Below are 19860 nucleotides of genomic sequence, written 5' to 3'. Positions count from 1 at the left end.
AGGACGCTCCTTTTCATCTTTTTAGGCTTCACTCAAAGGGAAGCGTGAACTACGATTTGTAAACAAAAGAGGGGGATTAGTCAAGCTAAATTAGATTGCATTTAAGAAAAAAGGATTCGGAACAGGCCCCGGTGCGGATGACGAGGGTATTCAAAGCGCCAACTGCATGTTTAAAAGGCCGTTTTTAGTTCCTCCTCCCTTTTCAGTTTGTCTATTTCCACCCCCAGAAGGTTCACCAATTCTTCCACGCCCTGCCCTGTAACGGCGCTTATCACCATTGGCGTTACGCCTATTTCTGTCTTCAAAGCGCTTATTATTTCCTCAAGCGCTTCGCTGGTCAGTGTATCCGCCTTGTTCATAACCACAATCTGCGGTTTTTGGGCGAGATCCGGCGAAAATTTTTCCAGCTCCCTGTTTATCGCTTTGTAATCTGCGGATGGGCTCCTGTTTTCGCCTGTCGCTGAAGGGTCGAGCATATGTAACAGCAACCGGGTTCTTTCCACGTGACGCAGAAATTTCAGCCCCAACCCGCGCCCATCGGCGGCGCCTTCTATCAGGCCGGGGATGTCGGCCACCACATAGGTCTTGCCTTGTTTCCATTCTACCACACCCAAATTTGGCGTCAGGGTTGTGAAGGGATAATCGGCGATCTTGGGCCGCGCCGACGAGACACGGGCGATAAAGGTGGATTTTCCGGCGTTGGGATAACCGAGGATCCCCACGTCGGCGATAAGCTTCAGCTCCAGCGTAAGGGAACGCTCCTCCCCTGGCAGGCCAGGGTTGGCCCTCCGGGGGGCCTGGTTCACCGACGATTTGAAATGCACGTTGCCCCAGCCGCCGTTGCCACCTTTAACCGCCAGGTACGTTTGGCCATGAGTTGTAAGGTCGGCCAGTCGCTCACCTGTGTCCGTATCGGAAAAAACAGTGCCCACAGGCACTTTCAGCGTAAGGTCCTGCCCCGATTTGCCGCTTTTCTGGCGGCTCATGCCCCCTTCGCCGTTTTCCGCGCGGAACTTGCGCTGATAGGTGAAGTCCAGCAAAGTGCCCAGGTTATGGTCGGCCACGAATGCCACGGATCCGCCGTCGCCGCCGTCGCCGCCGTCGGGGCCACCTTTGGGTATGAACTTCTCCCTGCGGAACGTGGCCGCCCCCCTGCCGCCGTCACCGGCTTTTACCTGGATGCGGACCCTGTCTATAAAATCGGCCATAACCTTAAAATAAAAAAACCGCCCCGCCTCGAATATCGGGCGGGACGGTTGAAAAACTTTGCCTGACTAAAAGACGCCGTTTAAGCCGTTACCGGCAATATGTTGATGAACCTGCGGTTTTTCGGCCCGCCCTGGGTGAATTTCACCACGCCGTCCATCTTGGCGAAAATCGTATGGTCCACACCAATGCCGGCGTTGGCCCCGGCGAAAAACTTGGTGCCCCGCTGGCGGACAAGAATGTTGCCCGCTTTAACCACCTGGCCCTCGAAGCGTTTAACGCCCAGGCGCCGCCCGGCGGAATCCCGCCCGTTGGAGGTAGAACCTTGTCCTTTTTTATGAGCCATTCTCTTTTAACTCCCTTAATAAACCCGGCCGCCGCTTTCGGACAGCCCGGCGGCGCTAGTTTATGGAGACTATCTCCAGCGTGGTCAACAGCTGGCGATGCCCTTTTTTCAGCCGAGAATCTTTCCTGCGGCGGTGTTTTATGATAACTATCTTCTCGCCCTTGTCCTGGCGGACAATTCTGGCGGACACTTTCTTGCCATCCACCACGGGCTTGCCCACCTGCACCCCGGCGTCGCCGGAAAGCATCAGCACATCGGAAAGCTCCACGGTGGCCCCAACGTCGCCATCGATTTTTTCGACCACTATAATATCACCCTGGGCAACCCTGTATTGTTTGCCACCGGTCTTGACCACCGCGAACATCGCCACTAAACCCTCCAAATCCACCACTTACCAGTAATGGCGCGCTAACGCGCCAAACGAAAGTAAATTGTGATTTTTACATGGATTTTATGGAAATGCAAGGCCTAATCGGAGGTTTTTATAACCCGCCGGAAAAAGGGGCGGGTTAAGCCTTGGTCTTGGATTCGGAGCGGATGGAGTTGATGGCGTCCTCTTCCCCATCGTAGATCTCGAGCCACTTATCCAGGTCGGCAAGGCTTAAAAGCTTCATGATGGCGGGCTGGAGCTCGCAAAACTTCAAATAGCCTTTTTTCTTCTTGGCGGTCTTGAACCGGCTGATGAGAAAACCCACCGCCACCGAGTCCATAATGTTCACCTGCTTCAAGTTGAGGACAACCTTGCAGTCTTCCTCCTCCAAAACCACGTCAACAGCCGCTTTTAACTTGTCCAGCGTGGCCGCGATAAGTTTTCCGCTGAGCCTGAATGTGGTTACACCGTCGTCGGTGACAAATTTGCCGATTACCATTTATGAAAAAACCTCATGGGCATGTTTGATAACGATCAGCTTGCCTTTCCTGCCCGCCCCTGCCCGGTTATTATCTTTATGGGCCGGGCCGGTAAACCCGCTTTGCCATGGAAAATGCGGCAAAACGCAGTTTGGAAATTCACCACCAATCGCCGGTAACGTCTTACAGAGCCTATATTGGTATCATGCCGCCATGCCGCTTGGCAAGGGTTTTAACGCGCTATGGGTATGAAAAAAGCCGGATTACGGCGCCCGGCTAAAGATACATCTTCAGCTTCCCGGCGCGGGCTTTGTAATCCTCCAGTTTTTCGCGGTCCTTCTCCACCACCTCCGGCGGAGCGTTTTTCACATACTGATCGTTGGCCAGTTTCTTCGTGAAGACCTCTATTTCTTTCTCGGCCTTGGCCAGCTCTTTTTCCGCCTTCTTGCGCCATTCGCCGATGTCCACCAGCCCGGCCAGGGCCACGAACACCTCCACGTCGCCCGCCACGCCCGCGCCGCTTTCCTGCGGCCTTGGGGCGTCGTCGCCCATCAGGTTTATGGATGCGTTGGAGAGCTTTCCGATGAAAGGCGCCTGCCGGGCCACTATTTCTTTTGTGGCGGGGTTTTCTTTCACCCGCGCCATAACCGAAAGCCCCTGTGAAGGTTTTATGCCCAGTTCCGCCCGGATGTTCCGGATGGCAACGGTAACGTCCATGACAACCTCCATGTCCTTTTCCACCTTGGGGTCAACATAACGCTCATCGGCCTTGGGGAACGGGGCCAGGGCCAGGAAACCGCCCTCGGGTTTTATTTTCTGCCACACCTCCTCGGTTATGAAGGGCATGATGGGATGGAGCAGGCGCAATATGTTGTCCAGCGTGTGGACCAGGACATGCCGGGCCGCGTCGCCTCCCGTTTCCTTGCCATAGAGCCTGGGCTTTATTATCTCCAGGTACCAGTCGCAGAACTCTCCCCAGGTGAACTGGTATAAAACCCCGGCGGCTTCGTTGAACCGGTATTCGTCCAGCGCCTGCCGGGCGGCGGTTACGGTGTCCTGAAGGCGGGAGAGAATCCACCGGTCCGCCAGCTCCAGATCGTCCCGCGCCACGGTTGTCTTCGAAAAATCGAACCCGGCGAGGTTCATCAGCGCGAAGCGGGAGGCGTTCCACAACTTGTTGGCGAAGTTCCTGTAACCTTCGATGCGGTTCTCGGAAAGCTTGATGTCGCGCCCCTGGGCCGCCAGCGCCGTGAGGGTCATGCGCATTGCGTCGGAGCCGTACTGGCTCATCACCTCCAGCGGGTCTATGGTGTTGCCCTTTGATTTGCTCATTTTCTGCCCCTCGGCGTCCCGCACCAGGGCGTGGATGTAAACCTTGCTGAAAGGGACATCCCCGGCGAACTTGAGCCCCATCATTATCATCCGCGCCACCCAGAAGAAGATTATGTCGAACGAGGTGACAAGCGTGGAGGTGGGGTAGAATGTTTTCAGCGCCTCGGTCTTGTCCGGCCAGCCAAGGGTGGAGAAGGGCCATAGCGCCGAAGAGAACCAAGTGTCCAGCACGTCAGTTTCCTGGGTCAGTTTCATGCCGCCGCACTGGGGGCATTTGTCCGGGTCCTGCCGGGCCACCACGGTCTCGCCGCAGTCGCCGCAGGCCCAGGCGGGTATGCGGTGCCCCCACCATATCTGGCGGCTGATGCACCAGTCGCGGATGTTGTTCATCCAGTCGAAATACAGGTTCTCCCAGTGTTTGGGCACAAACTGCACGCGCCCGTCCTGCACGGCCTTTATGGCCGGTCCGGCCAGGGGAGCGATTTTCACGAACCACTGCTTGGACAGGTTCGGCTCTATCACCGTGTGGCACCGGTAGCAATGCCCCACGGCGTGCCGGTGATGCTCCTCTTTCACCAGCAGGCCCTGCTCGGTGAGCATGTCCACCACCATTTTGCGGGCGCGGAAGCGGTCGTGCCCCTTGAAATTGTCCCCGGCATGCTCGCTCATGGCGCCATCGTCGGCGATTACTTTTATCCGCTGGAGCCCATGCCGGTTGCCCACCACGAAGTCGTTGGGGTCATGGGCGGGGGTTATTTTGAGCGCGCCGGTGCCGAACTCCCTGTCCACATACTCGTCGGCTATCACGGGTATGGTCCTTCCGGTCAACGGCAGTTTTACATGCCTGCCCACCAGGCCTTTGTACCGTTCATCCTCTGGATGCACAGCCACGGCGGTGTCGCCCAGAAGGGTCTCGGGCCGGGTGGTGGCGATGGTGACTCCGCCGGAGCCGTCCTCCAGCGGGTAAAGGATATGCCACAGATGCCCGTCCCGCTCGTGGTATTCCACCTCCAGGTCCGACAGGGCCGTGTGGCACCGGGGGCACCAGTTGATCATGTATTCGCCCCGGTAGATAAGCCCCTCTTCGTACAGGGTCACGAAAACCTCCCGCACGGCGCGGGACAGCCCTTCGTCCATGGTGAACCGCTCCCGGCTCCAGTCGCAGGAGGCGCCAAGGCGTTTTAGCTGGTTTATTATGGTTCCTCCACTCTGCTCCTTCCACTCCCACACTTTTTCTATGAACTTTTCGCGGCCAAGCGCCTGGCGGTTTATCCCCTCGGCGGCCAGCTTTTTCTCCACCACGTTCTGGGTGGCGATACCGGCGTGGTCGGTGCCTGGCATCCACAGCGCGTTGAACCCGTCCATCCGCTTGTAGCGGGTCAGGATGTCCTGCAAGGTGTTGTTGAGCGCGTGGCCTATGTGGAGCGCCCCGGTGACGTTGGGTGGCGGGATGACGATGGAAAACGGCGGTTTGTCCGACACGTCGCTTGCGCCGAACACGTTGGCGTCTATCCAGGCTTTATACCACTTTTCCTCTACCGCCTTGGGCTCATACTGGCTGGCCAGCTCTTCCACTTCTTTGAATCTCCGAATGCGCTTGTGAAATTGAAGCTGGGATTATAGCAGAACGAAATAACCTGGATTGTGTTTCCGGAGAACATTGGCGCGCGCGGCCGTCAATTGGGGGACTTGATGCCAAGCTCCGCCATCTTCGCTTCCCAAATAAGCGGAACAACCTCTTCCAGCCAGTCCAACACCTGTTCGGGAGTAAGGTTGGGCCGGGAGGCGATTTCTTCGTCCGAGTACGTCCGTTTGTAATCGTACGCGTCTTTCAACCACTCCATCTTGAACTCGAACGGCACATCATCCACGCTGGAATAGATTTCCGTAAGAGGCCTTTTTACGTAAGCGTACTTCCACAACTCATCGAGCGTCATTTCTTCCCTTCCCTGAAATACGCCCACAGGTCCACCCCGCTATCAAACCTAACCGGGGAGTTTTGGATTATCCGTTCGTCGAACTCGTCCGCGTGAACGGCTTCCAGCGCCGGGTATATGGCGAAAACCACCCGCTCCAGCGTATGGGTTTTATGCGCCACGGGAGTTGGATGGTCCGACAGGGCCATCACCCTGAAATCCCCCATCTTGCGCAACCCTTCCACTATGGGGCCAACGATTTTCTTGTCGAAATCGGATATGGCCTGCACCTTGTAATCCCATGATCCGGCGTGGCCCGCCTCGTCCGGTGACTCCACATGGACAAAAACAAAATCCACATCCTTCAAGGTGTCCAGACAGGCCTGGGCCTTGCCCTCGTAATTGGTGTCTATCCAACCCGTTGCGCCCGGCACCTTTATAACGCGAAGTCCGGCGCAGGTACCAAGGCCGCGCATGAGATCCACGGCGCTTATCATGGCCCCGGAAAGCTTTTCGCGTTCCATCATGGTGGGCATGGAGGGGGCTTTCCCCTGCCCCCAGAACCACACGCTGTTGGCCTCTTTCTTGCCTTCAGCGCGTCTGCGGGCGTTAACCCTGTGGCCCTTCAAATACATCTGCGAATGGTTCATCAGGTCCAGCAGTTTTTCAGAGCCGGGGCCTTTTGGCAGATTGCCGGTTATGGGCTTGTCCGACAGGTCGTGAGGCGGGGTGAGCCTGGCGCCGCTTTCGCCCCCCTTCCATACCATCAGGTGCCGGTACGACACGCCGGGATGGAACGAGATGACATCATCCCCCAGTTCCTTGCCCAGGTCCTCGATTATCTCCCGGGCGTCATCGGTCTCGATATGGCCCGCGGAAAAATCGTCCATTATCACCCCGTCGTTATCCGCCCGGAGGGTGACCAGGTTGCAACGGAACGCCACGTCCGCCGGGGCGAGGGAAAGCCCCATGGCCGCCGCCTCCAGTGGAGCCCTGCCGGTGTAGTATTTGCGAGGGTCATACCCCAGGATGCTCATGTTGGTAACGTCCGAGCCGGGCTCGTACCCGTCGGGCGTGGTCATCACCGAACCCGCCGTGCCCTCTTTAGCCAATCTGTTGAGGTTGGGGGTGACGGCCATCATAAGCGGCGTTTTGCCGCCATGCTCGTTACTGGGCCAATCGGGCATGCCGTCGCCCAAGAGGATTACGTATTTTTTCGAACTCATTGTTTAACAGCCTGCGATTAACTTGTTAATCGAGTATGTCATAAAAGGAAGGAATTTGGAAAGCGGCGGGGTTGTTATGGCCTTGCGCCCCCGCCCATTAAAAGCCGTGATCCCGGATAGGCGCTTTCGCGCCTTCCGGGATGGCAAGACATAATCGTCAAATGGCAGTTTGAAGGCCTGGCCATTCGCAGGCTATCTTACATGCTCTTCCGGGTAGGCGCCAATGTTGTGAATGGCCAGGTCGCTCCCCATGGCCTCGTCATCCTTGTCCAGCCGGAAGCCGATTGTGGCGTCTATGGCGTAATACACTATGAATCCTGCGCCCAGGGCCACGCCCACGCCCGCGAAGGTTCCAATCAACTGCGACACGAACGAAACACCCCCCACGCCGCCGAAGATCTTCTGCCCGAACACGCCGCAGGCCACGCCACCCCAAAGGCCGCATAGCCCGTGCAGGGGCCACACGCCCAGCACGTCGTCTATCTTCAACTTCTCCTGTTCCCAAGTGAACGCTTTAATGAAGATAACGCCAGCCACCGCGCCCACAAACAACGCTCCGATAGGGTGGAACTGGTCCGACCCGGAACATACCGCCACCAAGCCAGCCAAAGCTCCGTTGTGTACAAAACCGGGATCCCTCTCCGCCACCACCAGCGAGGCCACGATGCCACCCACCATGGCCATCAGCGAGTTCACCGCCACAAGCCCCGTAATGGCCGTTATCTCCTGGGCGCTCATCACGTTAAACCCGAACCACCCAACGCACAGCATCCAGCTACCCAGCGCCAGCATGGGTATGTTGCTCACCGGGATGGGATGTGACCTGCCATCCACCCACCGGCCCCGCCGGGGCCCCAGTTTTATCACCGCTATCAACGCTATCCAGCCGCCCATGGCATGCACCACCACCGAGCCCGCGTAATCATGGAACGGCAGGCCGCCTAAATTGGCCAGCCAGGAATCTTTCTGCCCAAGTAACGGTATCTGGCCCCACACCAGCCCTTCGAAAAGGGGATAAACCAAACCAACGAATATGGCCCCCGCCAGCACTTGCGGCCAAAACCGGGCACGTTCCGCTATGCCGCCGGAAATTATGGCGGGTACCGCGGCGGCGAAGGTAAGCAGGAAGAAGAACCGCATCAGGTTGAACCCGTTATTTGCGCCAACAAGCGATTCGGCCGAGCTGTAAAAGTGGATTCCGTATGCAATCGGAAATCCCACGAGAAAATAGACGATGGTCGAAAATCCGAAGTCTGAAAGAATTTTTACCAGCGCGTTTATCTGGTTCTTCTTGCGAACCGTACCCACTTCAAGAAAAGCGAATCCGCCATGCATGGCAAACACCATCACGGCGCCCAACATAAGGAACAGAACATCAGAACTGGTTTTTAATGTGGTGGCGTCCATTTGTCTCGTTTATCTCCCGGAAAAAAGTCAGGAAGGGTTATGTGCAATTGGCGGGCCGAGCTTGTATGGATTGCGACAATTATATTAACACCCATAAAAACATATTGATACATGCCCATTAGAACAGGCATAGCGGGTTTTATTCAATATTGGCCGCTTAATTAATGGGCGGGCATTTTTGAGAAGAGCCTATTTATTAGGCAAAGGCAATTTTAGGTGTCGTACCGGGAAAGGGATTGCTTCAACAACTGGAATTGTGTGGACAAGGGTTAAGTTATTCCCGTTTTTTCTGGAGTATCTCCCGCTGGCGTTTGAAGAGATATTGGATCATGTCTTCTTTGTCCATATGGTTTATGGCCGTAAACGCGCCGGTAACCACAAATTCCCCGGCGGGGTCAACAGAAGGTTCCACGCCGGTAACTTGCGCCAGGGCTTCTATGGTAAGCATCGGGTACGAGGGAAACGTCAATCGCGTTTGAACCTTGTCCCCGATTTTTGGCGGCTGTTGAACCTGAAACTTCAAGCCCCCCTCCGAAACCGCCATGCAAAGCGCGTCACCCATCTGTTCATCTTTCTTCGCGGAGCTACTTAACAGGCTGATAACGTAATCCATCTTCTTTTCCAGCGCCATCCACATCCGGAACAGGTGGGGGTTGGCCCGTTTGAACTCCGCCATTTCCATCATGTCTTCTGGCAGTTCGGTGAAGGAAGGGGGCGGCGCCGTAAACCTGTCGGAGGTGCGGTGGTTGATGATTTCCCGGGCCAGCTTGTCCGGCTCTTCGGCCACCCGCCACCGGGCCGTGAAACACACCGGCACGCTTACAAACCCGTGAAGGGAACCTTCACCGCTCATTTTTTATCTCCCCCGGAGTCTTTCAATATCCATCGCACCGCGTCACCGATATGTTCCGCCACGAAATCCGGTTCGGCGCTTTCCCCCGCCCTGATTTTCTCCAGCTCCCGCTGACCGAATCCCGTTAGGGCCAGCGCCGATTTCATGCCGCAAGCCGGGCCCAGCTCTATGTCGCTTATCTTGTCCCCCACCACGTATGACCGCGACAGGTCTATATCAAGCTCCTCGGCGGCGCGCAATATCATGCCCGGCTTGGGTTTCCTGCAATCGCACTCTATGGCGTATTGTTCCACCACCCCTTCCGGGTGATGGGGGCAGTACTGGATAAGGTCTATTTTGGCCCCGGCCTCGTCCACCCATTTCACCAACAGCTTGTGCACGTCGTTCACCAGATCCTCGGTGAAAAACCCCCGGGCCACGCCACTCTGGTTGGTGATTACCACCACCAGGAACCCGGCTTCGTTCAGGTTTTTTATGGACTCCAGCGTTTCGGGATAAAGCCTGAACTGTTCGATGTTCCTTATATGGTCATCTTCCACGTTCACGCACCCATCCCGGTCCAAGAAAACCGCTTTCCGTTTTGCGCTCTTTTTCACGGTTGAACCCTTCACAATATAGGATACCCCCCAGCCCAGGGCAAAACCAATAATGGCCCCGGCCAGCACGTCGGAAGGGTAATGGGCGCCCACGGCCACCCGGGAGACGCACACCAGGATGCCAACCGGTACCAGCGCCCAAAGCAATGGACGGAAATAAAACCCGATAGCCCCCGCCACCGCCAAAGAGTTCACCGCATGGTTGGAGGGGAACGAGAAGGAATTCACGCACCCGGCCATGGCGTTTATCCCCTCAAGCTCTATGCAAGGCCGCGCCCGGGCGACTAAAGCTTTTATTATGTAATAGGCCAGCGCGTCACCGACACCTACGGCTATGCCCGCCGCCAGCAGGGCCAGCAATGCCCGGCGCCGGTCTTTCCAAACCATCCCGGCGGCAAGAATGACTAGTACGGGATACCAGTTCTCCGGCGTGGTCACCCCCACCATGGCCCATTCCCACCAAGGGCTCGTGATACCGTTTAACGCCCGGAGTATGTCAACGTCCATGGATGGTGCCACCGGTTTCCAAAGTTTTTTCCCATTCAGTCAACACCGTTTCGGCGGATATGCCCGCGAGGCATTTCATCTTGTTGGAGCAACCGTTTCTGTTCCTGCACGGGGAGCAGTCCACTTCTTGCCGGATAACGATATGCCCCTTCCCGTAAGGCCCCACCAGTTTTGGATTTGTGGGCCCGAACAGGGCCACCACTTTCACACCCAGCGCCGCCGCCAGGTGCATGGGGCCAGAGTCATTCGTAAATACCGCCTCGGCCCCTTTAAGAATCGCGGCCAATCTGGAGAATCCGCCGGAATCGGTCAAATCCAGCGCCGATGGGCCTATGAGCCCCGCCAACGCCCTGCCCCGCTGGATGTCTTCCGGCCCGCCGGTTATTACGGACATTAGCCCGTGTTTCTTCTCCAGGCTTGTGGCCAGCGCCGCGTAATTTTCCAGAGGCCAGCGTTTCGTAATCCACCGGGCGTTGGGGTTTATAACCACATATGGGCGCGTTTTTATATTATCGTTGGCCCATTCTTTGTCGCTCTCCGGGAGGGCGAGGTTATAACTTATCCCGGCGGGCGGGTTTATCCCGAAAGCGGAAAGCGACGCCAGGTTGCGCTCTACTGCATGATTTTGCGGCGCATCGGCAATCACATGGTTATAGAACCATCCAGCCCCTTCCCGTGCCGATGAAAAACCTATCTTGACCGGGGCTTTGGCCAATTTAGCCATCAAGCCCGACCTCAAAAGCCCGTGCAGGTCCAGAACCGCCGCGTATTTTTTTGCCCTCAGGTTCCGGGCCAGCTCGATAATTTCGCTGACCGGGGTGAAACTAAAACCGTTCAGCCCCAAAGCTCGCCGTCTGAATGGGATTATTCCATCCACGTATGGCGACATCCGCACAAGCCCGGCGAAACTGTCCGCCGCCACCCAGTCCACAACCACTCCGGGCACAGCCTTTTTCAACTCGGCGGCCACCGGGAGCGCGTGGAGGATATCCCCCATGGAGGAGGGCTTGATGATAAGGACGCTCTGCCCCTCTTTCAAAGATGTTGTTTTCATAACCGGACAATGTTAGCAAAAAGCCGTGAGGAGCGTTGGAGAAACCCCGTGGCGTCTTAGTTTGAATCTCAAATAATAGACAGATCCTTCACTTCGCTTGCGCTTCGCTCAGGATGACAATGTTATCAACGGCTGTTATATTGTCATTCTGAGCGTAAGTGAAGAAGCTCCCCTGTGCTTTCAAACTGAGACGCTACCCAAAACCCCGTGGCGTTGACATATTCCAACCCCTAATCTATCATTGACCTCGGTGTTAAATAGTTTGGAAAGAGTCATTTTTTACCTGATGGACAAATCATCGGGGGAAGACAGTATCCCTCCGTCGGCGGGCCCATCCCGCATCCCGTTCTTTTGCGCGTCCCGCGTTATTACGGCGTTACTGGTTGTTTTCCTGCTCTTTAACCCTCTTTCGGCCTTAGCGTTCGACCTTGAAAGCCGTGTAAAAGAATTCACCCTGGACAACGGTTTAAAGGTGCTTTTCCTGGAGCGGAAAGGGGCTCCCATATTCGCCGCCCATATGGCGTTCAAGGTTGGTTCGGTGGAAGAGCTGGCCGGTCATACCGGCGCGGCGCACATGCTGGAGCATATGCTTTTCAAGGGGACCACCCGCATCGGCACAACAGACTGGGGGAAAGAAGAGCCCTTATTAGAGAAGGTGGATAGCATAGGCGAACAGCTGGACATAGCTGTCCGCGAAGGGAAAGACCAAAACACCATTGAAAACCTCCGGGCGGAGCTAAACAAAGCCCTGGAAGAGGAAAAGAAATACATAGCCCCGGAAAGCTACTCCAAAATATACGCCGCCGAAGGGGGCGTGGGCCACAACGCCGGAACCAGTTGGGACACCACCACCTACATAATCCGCCTTCCTTCCAACAAGTTCGAGCTTTGGGCGCGGCTGGAGGCCGACCGGCTGGAAAACGCCGTTCTGCGGGAATATTACGCCGAGCGGGACGTGGTGCTGGAGGAGCTTAGACGTAGCTACGAAAACAATCCCGATGGGAAACTTTTCGAGCGGTTCATGGCCACGGCTTATACCACACATCCATATGGCAGGCCGGTCATAGGTTTGGGGCCGGACATATCCCTTCTCTCCATATCGGAAGTGAAACGGTTCTTGAACGCCTGGTACGTCCCCAATAACGCCGTTATCGCCATTGTGGGGGATTTGAAGTTCGAAGAGGTACAGTCGGTAATAACCAAATATTTCGGGTTCATCCCTTCACGCCCTTTGCCGGAGCGGGTGGTGGCCGTGGAGCCGCCCCAGCAGGCCGAGCGCCGGGTGGATGTGGAATTCGACGCCAGTCCCACGCTTATGATGGGGTTCCACAAGCCCAACGCGCCCCATGCGGACGATTACGTTTTCTCGGTTATAGACTCCATCCTCACCCTCGGCAGGACCGGCCGGATGGACCGGAGCCTGGCGCAGAAGAAAAAAGTGGCGCTTTCCGTGGGCAGTTTTGTGGCGCCGGGGGACCGGTATCCAAACATGTTCATCATTTCCGCAGAGCCTCGCCCGCCCCATTCCACAAGGGATGTGGAAAAGGCCGTATGGGAAGAGCTGGAACGGCTTAAAACGGCGCCCGTCTCCAAAAAAGAGCTGGAGAAAGTGGTGAACAACATGGAGGCCGATTACGTGCGCCAGCTTCAATCCCACTATGGCATGGCGCGGCTTCTCACCCATTACCAGGTGGTAACCGGCGATTGGCGGGACATAATAAAAGAGATGGAAAAGATTAAAGCCGTCACCCCTGAAGACATCCAGCGGGTGGCCGGGAAATATTTCACGCGGGACAACCTTACCGTGGGCTCCATAGTGAGGGATAAATGACTTCTACGGTAAAGGCCGCCACTGCCCTGGCGCTGGCGTTCTCTCTGGGCGGCTGTTATTACCCCACGGTTGGCCGCATAAAACCGGAACCGCCCATGAAACCCAAGGCGGCGGACATCCTGGCGCTAAAATACAAACCAATCCAGACAGACCTGCCCAAGTCCAGGGTGGTGAAACTTTCCAACGGCGTAAAAGTCCACCTGATGAGAAACGATGAACTACCCATCGTGCAGGTGACCGCCATGATAAAGGCCGGCGGTTTGTGGGAGCCCGCGAATAAGACCGGGCTATCAGCCATCACCGGGATTGCCATCCGTTCCGGCGGGGCCGGGGCGTTGGGGCCGGACGCGCTGAACGATACGTTGGAGCAGATGGGCGCCCATGTGGAAGTTTCCATAAGTGAAGAATCGGCCAGGGCTTTCCTTTCGGTTCTTAAAAAGGATGCGGACGCGGGACTATCCATATTCGCCGACGTGATTAAAAACCCCAGGTTCGACCCGGACAGGTTCGAGCTGGAACGGGCCCGGGCGATGGACGCTGTCCGCCGGGAGAATGACGAGCCCACGCATATCGGCGACCGGGAGTTGAGAAAGCTTATCTATAATGGAACCCCTTACGGGCGGTCGGCCACCCTGGAAACCTTGCGCTCCATCACGGTAAAAGACGCCCAGGCGTTCCATAAAAAATACTTTACCCCCTCGTCCATGATTTTGGGCGTCACCGGGGATTTCGACGAGCAAAAGCTTCTGGCGCGGCTGGAAGGGCTTTTTGGGAAATGGAAAGCCCCAAAACCCGATTACCCTCAAACGGCCCCGGCCAAAGAGGTTTATGAGGGTGGGCTTTTTGTGGCGGCGAAGAAACTGCCCCAAGCGGTTATCCGCGCCGGACATTTAACCCTGAAACGGACCGACCCGGACTATCACGCCGTGCTGGTGATGGACGAGATATTGGGCGGGAGCGGTTTCGCCTCGCGCCTTACGCAAAAGGTGCGCTCTGAACGGGGTCTGGCCTATTCGGTATGGTCTTATGTGAACGCGGGCCGGTGGGAACTGGGAATTTTCGCCGTCGGGGCGGAAACAAAAACCGCCAGCGCCGGGGAAGTGGCGGGGATTTTCAACGAAGAGATCGAGAAGATCCGCTCCGAAGCGGTGACCCCGGAGGAGCTTGCGCTGGCCCGGAACTCCATAGTGAACTCCTTTGTTTTCATATTCGACACTCCCGCGCGGATACTGGAACAAAGGATGATCGTTGATTATTACGGTATGCCGGAAGGCTACCTGGAAACCTTCCGGGACAGGGTAATGGCCGTCACCGCCGGGGATGTGCTCCGGGTGGCCAGGAAATACCTTCACCCCGAGGGGCTGAAAATGGTGGTGGTGGGGGATCCGGACGTATTGGCAAAATCGCTCCCCGGTTATTCTTCGGCCAGGAAAATAGCCCTGCGCGATTACAACTCTAAAAACTGATATGGCCATGCGCCACTTACCTTTAATAGTCACACAGCCAAACCTGCTGAAATGTAAACCATGGACGATACTTTAGTAATCCGCTGGGCGCTTCTGCCGGTGTTGCTGGCGGCATCGGCCTTTTTCTCCGGATCGGAGGTGGCTTTCTTTTCGCTGTCCAAGCTCCAGATAGAAAGGTTGAAGGAAACCAGGGGTTTTTACGGAAAGTGGGTAGCGGCGCTACTGACCAAACCCGAGCGACTGCTGGTCACCCTGTACATAGGCAACGAGCTTGTGAACGTGGCCATATCAGCGGTGGTTACATACCTGGCCCTGGAGTCGTTCGATGATATCGGTGTGGCCCTCATGCTTGGCGCCAGCGCTTTTATCCTTCTGGTCATCGGCGAGATTAGCCCTAAAACGCTGGCCCATTACGCCAACGAGACATGGGCGCTGACAGCGGCCGCGCCGCTCACGATTTTCCTGGTGGCCATCTATCCTGTACAGATAATAGTCACCTGGATTTCAAACGGCATATCCAGCATGTTTGGCGGCAAGACCGCCGCCGACAATTTCGCCCTAACCGGGGATGAGATTAAGACCTTGGTGGAGGAGGTGGCCGACGAGGGGGTCATAGACGAGGCCGAGAAGGAGATGATCCAGAGCGTTTTCGACCTGGGCGACCTTATGGCCCGCGACATAATGACCCCGCGCACAGACCTGCTGGCTCTGGACGTGAACATGCCCCTGAAAGAGGCATGGGACAAGATGGCCCAGTCCAGTTTTGCCCGGGCGCCCGTTTATAACGGAACCATAGATAATATAGAAGGCGTGCTGTATAAAAAGGACTTTCTGAAGTACGATTACCCGCCCGACCCGGTGGTGTCGCTAAAGAGCCTTCTGCGTGAGCCGGTTATAGTGCCCGAAACCTTGGGGTTAAACGATCTTCTCCGGGAGTTCAAGCGGCGAAAGAGCCACATGGCCGTCATCATGGACGAGTTCGGAGGTATCCAGGGGATAGTAACCCTGGACGACATCATCGCCGAACTCATGGGGGAGACCGCCAGCAGGAAAAGCGCCAACGGCGAGATAGTGGAAAAAGGGGAAGGCATTTACATAATCCCAGCCGCCTTGAGCATGGAGGATTTTAACGAACGGTTCAACGCAGATGTGGGGCATGAGGAAATAGAAACCCTGGGCGGATTCGTGTTCCATCTGCTTGGGCATGTGCCGCACATGGGTGAATCTGTGGTGTCCGGCCCGTTCACGTTCACGGTTGAGCGGATGAAGGGAAGACGCGCCACCGAGCTGAAAGTCGCCGTGGCCCAGGCCGGCGCCGCGGAACCGGAGGGGAAATAATGGATCCGGCGCTGACGCTTATTCTTATAATTTTCTGTCTCCTGTCGGAAGGGTTTTTCTCCGGCTCGGAGCTGGCGCTCATCTCGTACAACCGTATCAAGATGCGCCACCTGGCCGAAAGCGGATCCCGGGGAGCCTCGGCGGTGGAGGCTCTGTTAAAACAGCCCGACAAGGTTTTCGGCGCAACATCCATGGGCACCAACATAAGCGTGTTCGCCGCATCGTCCATCGCCACGGTATATTTCGCCGAACGGTTTGCCGAAGCGGACGCCGACTTCTACTCGTTCATCATCATGGGCCCGGTAACGCTTATTCTAGGCGAGATAGTGCCTAAAACGCTGTTCCGCCAACGGGCGGATTTTATAGCGCCTTATCTTGCCGGGCCCCTTTCTGCGGCGCAAAAACTTTTCATGCCAGCCCTTTTCGCCACCTCCGGCGTGGCCCGCCTGTTCGCCATGGTGTTCCTTGGGGGCAAAAGCGTACCTTCGGCGCTGGTAAGCCGGGAAGAGATTATTTCCCTCACGCGGATGAGCGAGGAAACCCTGTCGCTGGCTCACGATGAGAAAAAGATGATCCAGAAGATATTCGAGTTCAAAACGAACACGCTGGAGTCGGTCATGCGGCCGCTGGTGACGGTGGTTGGCGTTCCCACGGTGACAACCATCGGCGAGGTGAAGGCCCGGATAGCCGAATGCGGCTACTCCCGTCTGCCGGTGTTCCATGAGCGTATCTTCAACATCGTGGGCGTTATAAGCGCCTTTGACGTGCTCAAGCACGCCGACCATAACATGCGGGTGGACAAAGTGATGAGCCCGGCCGTATATGCCCCGCTGACCATGAGGAACTCCAGCCTGCTAAAGGAGATGCAGGAGAGGAACATCCACATGGCCGTAGTGGTGGACGAGTACGGCGGCGCCATAGGCATAACCACCCTTGAAGACCTGGCGGAAGAAGTGGTGGGCGAAATTGAGGACGAGTACGACCGCCCCGTTAAGCTTTATGAGCGGGTGGGCGACAGCGAATACCTGATAGACGCCCACATGGAGATAGACAGCATCAACGAAGAGCTGGGGCTTGCCCTGCCCAAAGGGGATTACGAAACCCTGAGCGGGTTGATAAACGACGCGCTGGAGCGCATCCCCAGGGCGGGCGAGAAAATGGCCTTCCACAACCATATCATCACCGTGGAGGATTCCACCCCCAGGGGTGTGAAATCAGCGCGGGTGGAGGATTTGAGACCCAAGCCGGCGCAGGAGCGTAATTCGTGACCGTAGCCGAGGATATTCTTGACGATGTCCTTTCTGGCCAGCGGCTGGAAGATGACGAGGCGGCCCACCTGCTAAGCTCAATGGAGATCACCCTGCTGGGCATGGCGGCGCACCAGACGCGGCTCCGGAAAAAACCGGAGCCTGTGGTGACTTACATCATTGACCGGAACATCAACTACACCAACATCTGCGTGTCGGGATGCAAGTTCTGCGCTTTCTACCGGATGGAGGGGGACGAAGACGCTTATGTGCTCTCCGAAGTGGAGCTTGACCAAAAGATAGCCGAAACCGTTTCAATGGGCGGCGCGCAGATTCTCCTGCAAGGCGGGCTACATCCCACCCTTCCCCTGGAGTGGTACGAGCAAACTCTCGGCGCCATCAAGGCCAAACATAAAATAAACATCCACGGGTTCTCCCCACCGGAAATAGTCCATCTGGCGGAACTTTCCGATCTTGAGATTCCTGATGTTTTGCGCCGCCTGAAAGAAGCCGGGCTGGACTCCATCCCCGGCGGCGGGGCCGAGATTTTAAGCGACCGCTCGCGAAACCAGATAAGCCCCGGCAAATGCTCGGCGGACGAATGGATAGAGGTAATGCGCCAGGCCCACAGGCTTGGCATGCGCACCACCGCCACCATGATGTTCGGCCACATGGAAACCCTGGAGGAACGGGTGGAAAGCATGCGCCGCATCCGGGACCTGCAAGACGAAACCGGCGGGTTCACAGCTTTCATCCCGTGGACGTTCCAGCCGGAGAACACCGCCATGCCAGTCACCGCGAAAAGCGGCGGGTTCGATTATTTAAAGACCCTGGCGGTAGCCCGGCTGTATCTGGACAATGTGGATAACATCCAGGCCTCCTGGGTAACCCAGGGGCCGAAGATGGCCCAGGTCTCCCTGTTCTTCGGAGCCAACGACATGGGCTCCACCATGATAGAAGAAAACGTGGTGGCGGCGGCGGGCGTGGCGTTCCGTTTATCGGAAAAGGATGTGCGTGGCATTATCGAAAGCGCCGGGATGGTTCCCCGCAAACGCAACATGCGGTACGAGTATCTGGATTAAAGCGTCTTGAACTGGGTGGCGGGCGCCCGTTTTCCGTTTACCCGGTAAACCCAGGCCAGCACCTCCGCGATGACATGATAAAGCTCCGGCGGAACCTCGCTGTTCAAATCCAGCCGGGATAAAACCTCCACCAGGTCCTTGTCTTCCTTAATGGGGATCCCGTGTTCTTTTGCGATAGCGATGATCTTCTCGGCCACCTCGCCACCACCCTTGGCCACCACCGTTGGCGCCGCCTGTTCCCCCGGCTTGTATTTCACCGCCACAGCGTGTTTGCGGTGCTTGGCGTCCCCTTTTTTCATGCTTTCACGTTTATAAGGCCCGCGCCTGTAACCGGGATCAACGGCGCCAGTTCCTCGGTCAAGAATGCCGTGTCCGCCACGGCGGATACGTTTATGGTGGCCCGGTAACCGCCCGCCTCCAGCGCGGACAAAAGCTCCGGCAGGGCTCCACGGACGTAATCGGCCACCGCGTCGTCAGCCACGTAAATGGAGCCGTGGGCCTGTTTCTCCCCGACCCAAACATCCACCCGCACGGGACCAAGGTTGCTCATGTCCAGCATGAACACCAGCGATTTTTCACCCCCCTGTGCGTTCTCGCCTTTACCTTTGCCCCCATCGGGCAGGAAATAGACCCGCGCCGTGTCTATGGCCCCGTTTTGAGCGAACGGTATCTGGTACAGCATGGGGTTCATGGCGGAACCATCCTCCCGCTTTTGGGTGGCGTTCACCAGCTGGTTCAACTCCACATTGCTCATAAGCTGACGCAGGCCCTTGGCTGTCTCACGGAGCTTGGCCATTTCCGCCACCGCTTCGTCTGTCTTGTCCGCAGGAGGCCTGGCCACGTCTTGCGGCAGGGATGGCTGGGCCAAGGTTTTTTCCGGCGCGGTTTGGGGCGCCTGCTTTGGTTGCTGGGCGGCATCCATTGTTTTCGCTGTCGCGACGGATTGTTCCTTCTCGAACCTGCCCACAAGGGAGGCAAGCTCTTCATCCACCAGTTGCAGGGTTTTGGAGAGAGCCGCTTTTAAATCCATGGTCATGGACTTTTTAAATTCTTCCGGCGCAAGTTTGCCTTCCGCCACCAGCCGCGCGGAGGATTCCATGAACAACCCGGAGCTCTTTATGGTTTGCGCGGCTTTCTCCGGCGTGAGGGTGTTCATGTCTGTGGAGACAACCTTCTCCATCACGGCCCCAAGGTTTTTAAGGGCCTCCTGGACTTTGGGCGAGGCCGCAGGTTCGCCTTTCACCGTGTCCAGCGCCTTGGCCAAGGTTTCGCCCAGAGGGGCTTTGGCGGGCAGGAGGAACCTCATCATGGTGGACGACTTGGCCTCCACCGTGTTGCCGCCGGGAAGCAGGCTTACCGTAAGCTGTGGCTGAACGCTTTCTATGCGCCCCACAATGGTTTGCCCCGGGGTAAGTTTTGTTTGGGAGACGGCCACCATCTCCACCCCGCGAAGACGCACTAACGTCTGGTTGTTCTGGAGGTTTTTTAAAACCTTGCCCTCCACCACGTCGCCTTTGGAGAAAAGCACGTCCAGGTCCCGCTGGCCCAAAGCTTTTAACGCGGCCGATAGAAGCGTTTGCGGGAGCTGGTTGATGTACATTGGT

At 56.8% G+C, this 19860-nt stretch carries 18 protein-coding genes; 5 read left to right on the top strand and 13 right to left on the bottom strand.

Annotated features, from left to right (window positions below; all coding sequences use genetic code 11):
• Positions 1–170 precede the first annotated feature (170 nt).
• From obgE to waaC, 11 genes are all read right to left on the bottom strand, one after another.
• Complete coding sequence (gene obgE, locus HY751_10355; protein MBI4666796.1) at positions 171–1208, bottom strand: GTPase ObgE; 1038 nt, start codon at positions 1206–1208, stop codon at positions 171–173.
• An 80-nt stretch (positions 1209–1288) separates the two neighbouring features.
• Positions 1289–1552: a 50S ribosomal protein L27 gene (gene rpmA / locus HY751_10350; protein MBI4666795.1), complete on the bottom strand. Its 264-nt coding sequence runs from the start codon at positions 1550–1552 to the stop codon at positions 1289–1291.
• A gap of 55 nt (positions 1553–1607) precedes the next feature.
• Positions 1608–1916: a 50S ribosomal protein L21 gene (gene rplU / locus HY751_10345; GenBank protein ID MBI4666794.1), complete on the bottom strand. Its 309-nt coding sequence runs from the start codon at positions 1914–1916 to the stop codon at positions 1608–1610.
• A 145-nt stretch (positions 1917–2061) separates the two neighbouring features.
• Positions 2062–2421: an STAS domain-containing protein gene (locus tag HY751_10340; protein ID MBI4666793.1), complete on the bottom strand. Its 360-nt coding sequence runs from the start codon at positions 2419–2421 to the stop codon at positions 2062–2064.
• 256 nt (positions 2422–2677) lie between these two features.
• Entirely contained in the window at positions 2678–5308 is a 2631-nt protein-coding gene (locus tag HY751_10335) for a valine--tRNA ligase (protein ID MBI4666792.1), read from the bottom strand.
• A gap of 101 nt (positions 5309–5409) precedes the next feature.
• Positions 5410–5670 carry a hypothetical protein gene (locus HY751_10330; protein MBI4666791.1) on the bottom strand — a complete coding sequence of 87 codons (261 nt, stop codon included), beginning with the start codon at positions 5668–5670 and terminating at the stop codon, positions 5410–5412.
• Positions 5667–6875 (bottom strand): cofactor-independent phosphoglycerate mutase, encoded by a 1209-nt coding sequence (locus HY751_10325; protein ID MBI4666790.1) that lies wholly within the window; start codon positions 6873–6875, stop codon positions 5667–5669. Before HY751_10325 ends, HY751_10330 begins: the two co-directional genes overlap by 4 nt.
• A 192-nt stretch (positions 6876–7067) precedes the next feature.
• Complete coding sequence (locus HY751_10320; GenBank protein MBI4666789.1) at positions 7068–8282, bottom strand: ammonium transporter; 1215 nt, start codon at positions 8280–8282, stop codon at positions 7068–7070.
• Positions 8283–8556: 274 nt separating this feature from the next.
• Positions 8557–9135, bottom strand: coding sequence for a PilZ domain-containing protein (locus HY751_10315; protein MBI4666788.1), 579 nt, complete (start codon positions 9133–9135; stop codon positions 8557–8559).
• Positions 9132–10238 (bottom strand): HAD-IIIA family hydrolase, encoded by a 1107-nt coding sequence (locus HY751_10310; GenBank protein MBI4666787.1) that lies wholly within the window; start codon positions 10236–10238, stop codon positions 9132–9134. The genes HY751_10315 and HY751_10310 overlap by 4 nt, the downstream gene beginning before the upstream one ends.
• Complete coding sequence (gene waaC, locus HY751_10305; protein ID MBI4666786.1) at positions 10228–11292, bottom strand: lipopolysaccharide heptosyltransferase I; 1065 nt, start codon at positions 11290–11292, stop codon at positions 10228–10230. Before waaC ends, HY751_10310 begins: the two co-directional genes overlap by 11 nt.
• Before the next feature lie 262 nt (positions 11293–11554).
• Here waaC and HY751_10300 point away from each other — a divergent pair, with 262 nt between their 5' ends.
• Genes HY751_10300 through mqnC form a run of 5 tightly spaced genes read left to right on the top strand, consistent with a single transcriptional unit; the run spans position 11555 to position 18256 of the window.
• The gene (locus HY751_10300; protein MBI4666785.1) at positions 11555–13123 is read left to right on the top strand and encodes an insulinase family protein; all 1569 of its coding nucleotides are present in this window, start codon (positions 11555–11557) and stop codon (positions 13121–13123) included.
• Positions 13120–14589 (top strand): insulinase family protein, encoded by a 1470-nt coding sequence (locus HY751_10295; GenBank protein ID MBI4666784.1) that lies wholly within the window; start codon positions 13120–13122, stop codon positions 14587–14589. Before HY751_10300 ends, HY751_10295 begins: the two co-directional genes overlap by 4 nt.
• A gap of 60 nt (positions 14590–14649) precedes the next feature.
• Positions 14650–15927: an HlyC/CorC family transporter gene (locus HY751_10290; protein MBI4666783.1), complete on the top strand. Its 1278-nt coding sequence runs from the start codon at positions 14650–14652 to the stop codon at positions 15925–15927.
• Positions 15927–17195, top strand: coding sequence for an HlyC/CorC family transporter (locus HY751_10285; GenBank protein MBI4666782.1), 1269 nt, complete (start codon positions 15927–15929; stop codon positions 17193–17195). The genes HY751_10290 and HY751_10285 overlap by 1 nt, the downstream gene beginning before the upstream one ends.
• Positions 17192–18256, top strand: a complete 1065-nt coding sequence (mqnC, locus tag HY751_10280; GenBank protein ID MBI4666781.1) for a dehypoxanthine futalosine cyclase — start codon at positions 17192–17194, stop codon at positions 18254–18256. The genes HY751_10285 and mqnC overlap by 4 nt, the downstream gene beginning before the upstream one ends.
• Here the strand turns inward: mqnC and HY751_10275 are convergent.
• Positions 18253–18555: an EscU/YscU/HrcU family type III secretion system export apparatus switch protein gene (locus HY751_10275; protein MBI4666780.1), complete on the bottom strand. Its 303-nt coding sequence runs from the start codon at positions 18553–18555 to the stop codon at positions 18253–18255. The genes mqnC and HY751_10275 overlap by 4 nt on opposite strands.
• The gene (locus HY751_10270) at positions 18552–19856 is read right to left on the bottom strand and encodes a flagellar hook-length control protein FliK (GenBank protein MBI4666779.1); all 1305 of its coding nucleotides are present in this window, start codon (positions 19854–19856) and stop codon (positions 18552–18554) included. The genes HY751_10275 and HY751_10270 overlap by 4 nt, the downstream gene beginning before the upstream one ends.
• Positions 19857–19860 lie beyond the last annotated feature (4 nt).

The sequence above is a fragment of the Nitrospinota bacterium genome (assembly GCA_016208975.1).
Taxonomy (GTDB): domain Bacteria; phylum Nitrospinota_A; class UBA7883; order UBA7883; family JACRLM01; genus JACQXA01.
This window is presented reverse-complemented; position numbering and strand designations above follow the sequence as displayed.

Coding starts and splice junctions, on each gene's coding strand:
- obgE (MBI4666796.1), bottom strand. CDS start 1,208: ATGGCCGATTTTATAGACAGGGTCCGCATCCAGGTAAAAGCCGGTGAC.
- rpmA (MBI4666795.1), bottom strand. CDS start 1,552: ATGGCTCATAAAAAAGGACAAGGTTCTACCTCCAACGGGCGGGATTCC.
- rplU (MBI4666794.1), bottom strand. CDS start 1,916: ATGTTCGCGGTGGTCAAGACCGGTGGCAAACAATACAGGGTTGCCCAG.
- HY751_10340 (MBI4666793.1), bottom strand. CDS start 2,421: ATGGTAATCGGCAAATTTGTCACCGACGACGGTGTAACCACATTCAGG.
- HY751_10330 (MBI4666791.1), bottom strand. CDS start 5,670: ATGACGCTCGATGAGTTGTGGAAGTACGCTTACGTAAAAAGGCCTCTT.
- HY751_10325 (MBI4666790.1), bottom strand. CDS start 6,875: ATGAGTTCGAAAAAATACGTAATCCTCTTGGGCGACGGCATGCCCGAT.
- HY751_10320 (MBI4666789.1), bottom strand. CDS start 8,282: ATGGACGCCACCACATTAAAAACCAGTTCTGATGTTCTGTTCCTTATG.
- HY751_10315 (MBI4666788.1), bottom strand. CDS start 9,135: ATGAGCGGTGAAGGTTCCCTTCACGGGTTTGTAAGCGTGCCGGTGTGT.
- HY751_10310 (MBI4666787.1), bottom strand. CDS start 10,238: ATGGACGTTGACATACTCCGGGCGTTAAACGGTATCACGAGCCCTTGG.
- waaC (MBI4666786.1), bottom strand. CDS start 11,292: ATGAAAACAACATCTTTGAAAGAGGGGCAGAGCGTCCTTATCATCAAG.
- HY751_10295 (MBI4666784.1), top strand. CDS start 13,120: ATGACTTCTACGGTAAAGGCCGCCACTGCCCTGGCGCTGGCGTTCTCT.
- HY751_10290 (MBI4666783.1), top strand. CDS start 14,650: ATGGACGATACTTTAGTAATCCGCTGGGCGCTTCTGCCGGTGTTGCTG.
- HY751_10285 (MBI4666782.1), top strand. CDS start 15,927: ATGGATCCGGCGCTGACGCTTATTCTTATAATTTTCTGTCTCCTGTCG.
- HY751_10275 (MBI4666780.1), bottom strand. CDS start 18,555: ATGAAAAAAGGGGACGCCAAGCACCGCAAACACGCTGTGGCGGTGAAA.
- HY751_10270 (MBI4666779.1), bottom strand. CDS start 19,856: ATGTACATCAACCAGCTCCCGCAAACGCTTCTATCGGCCGCGTTAAAA.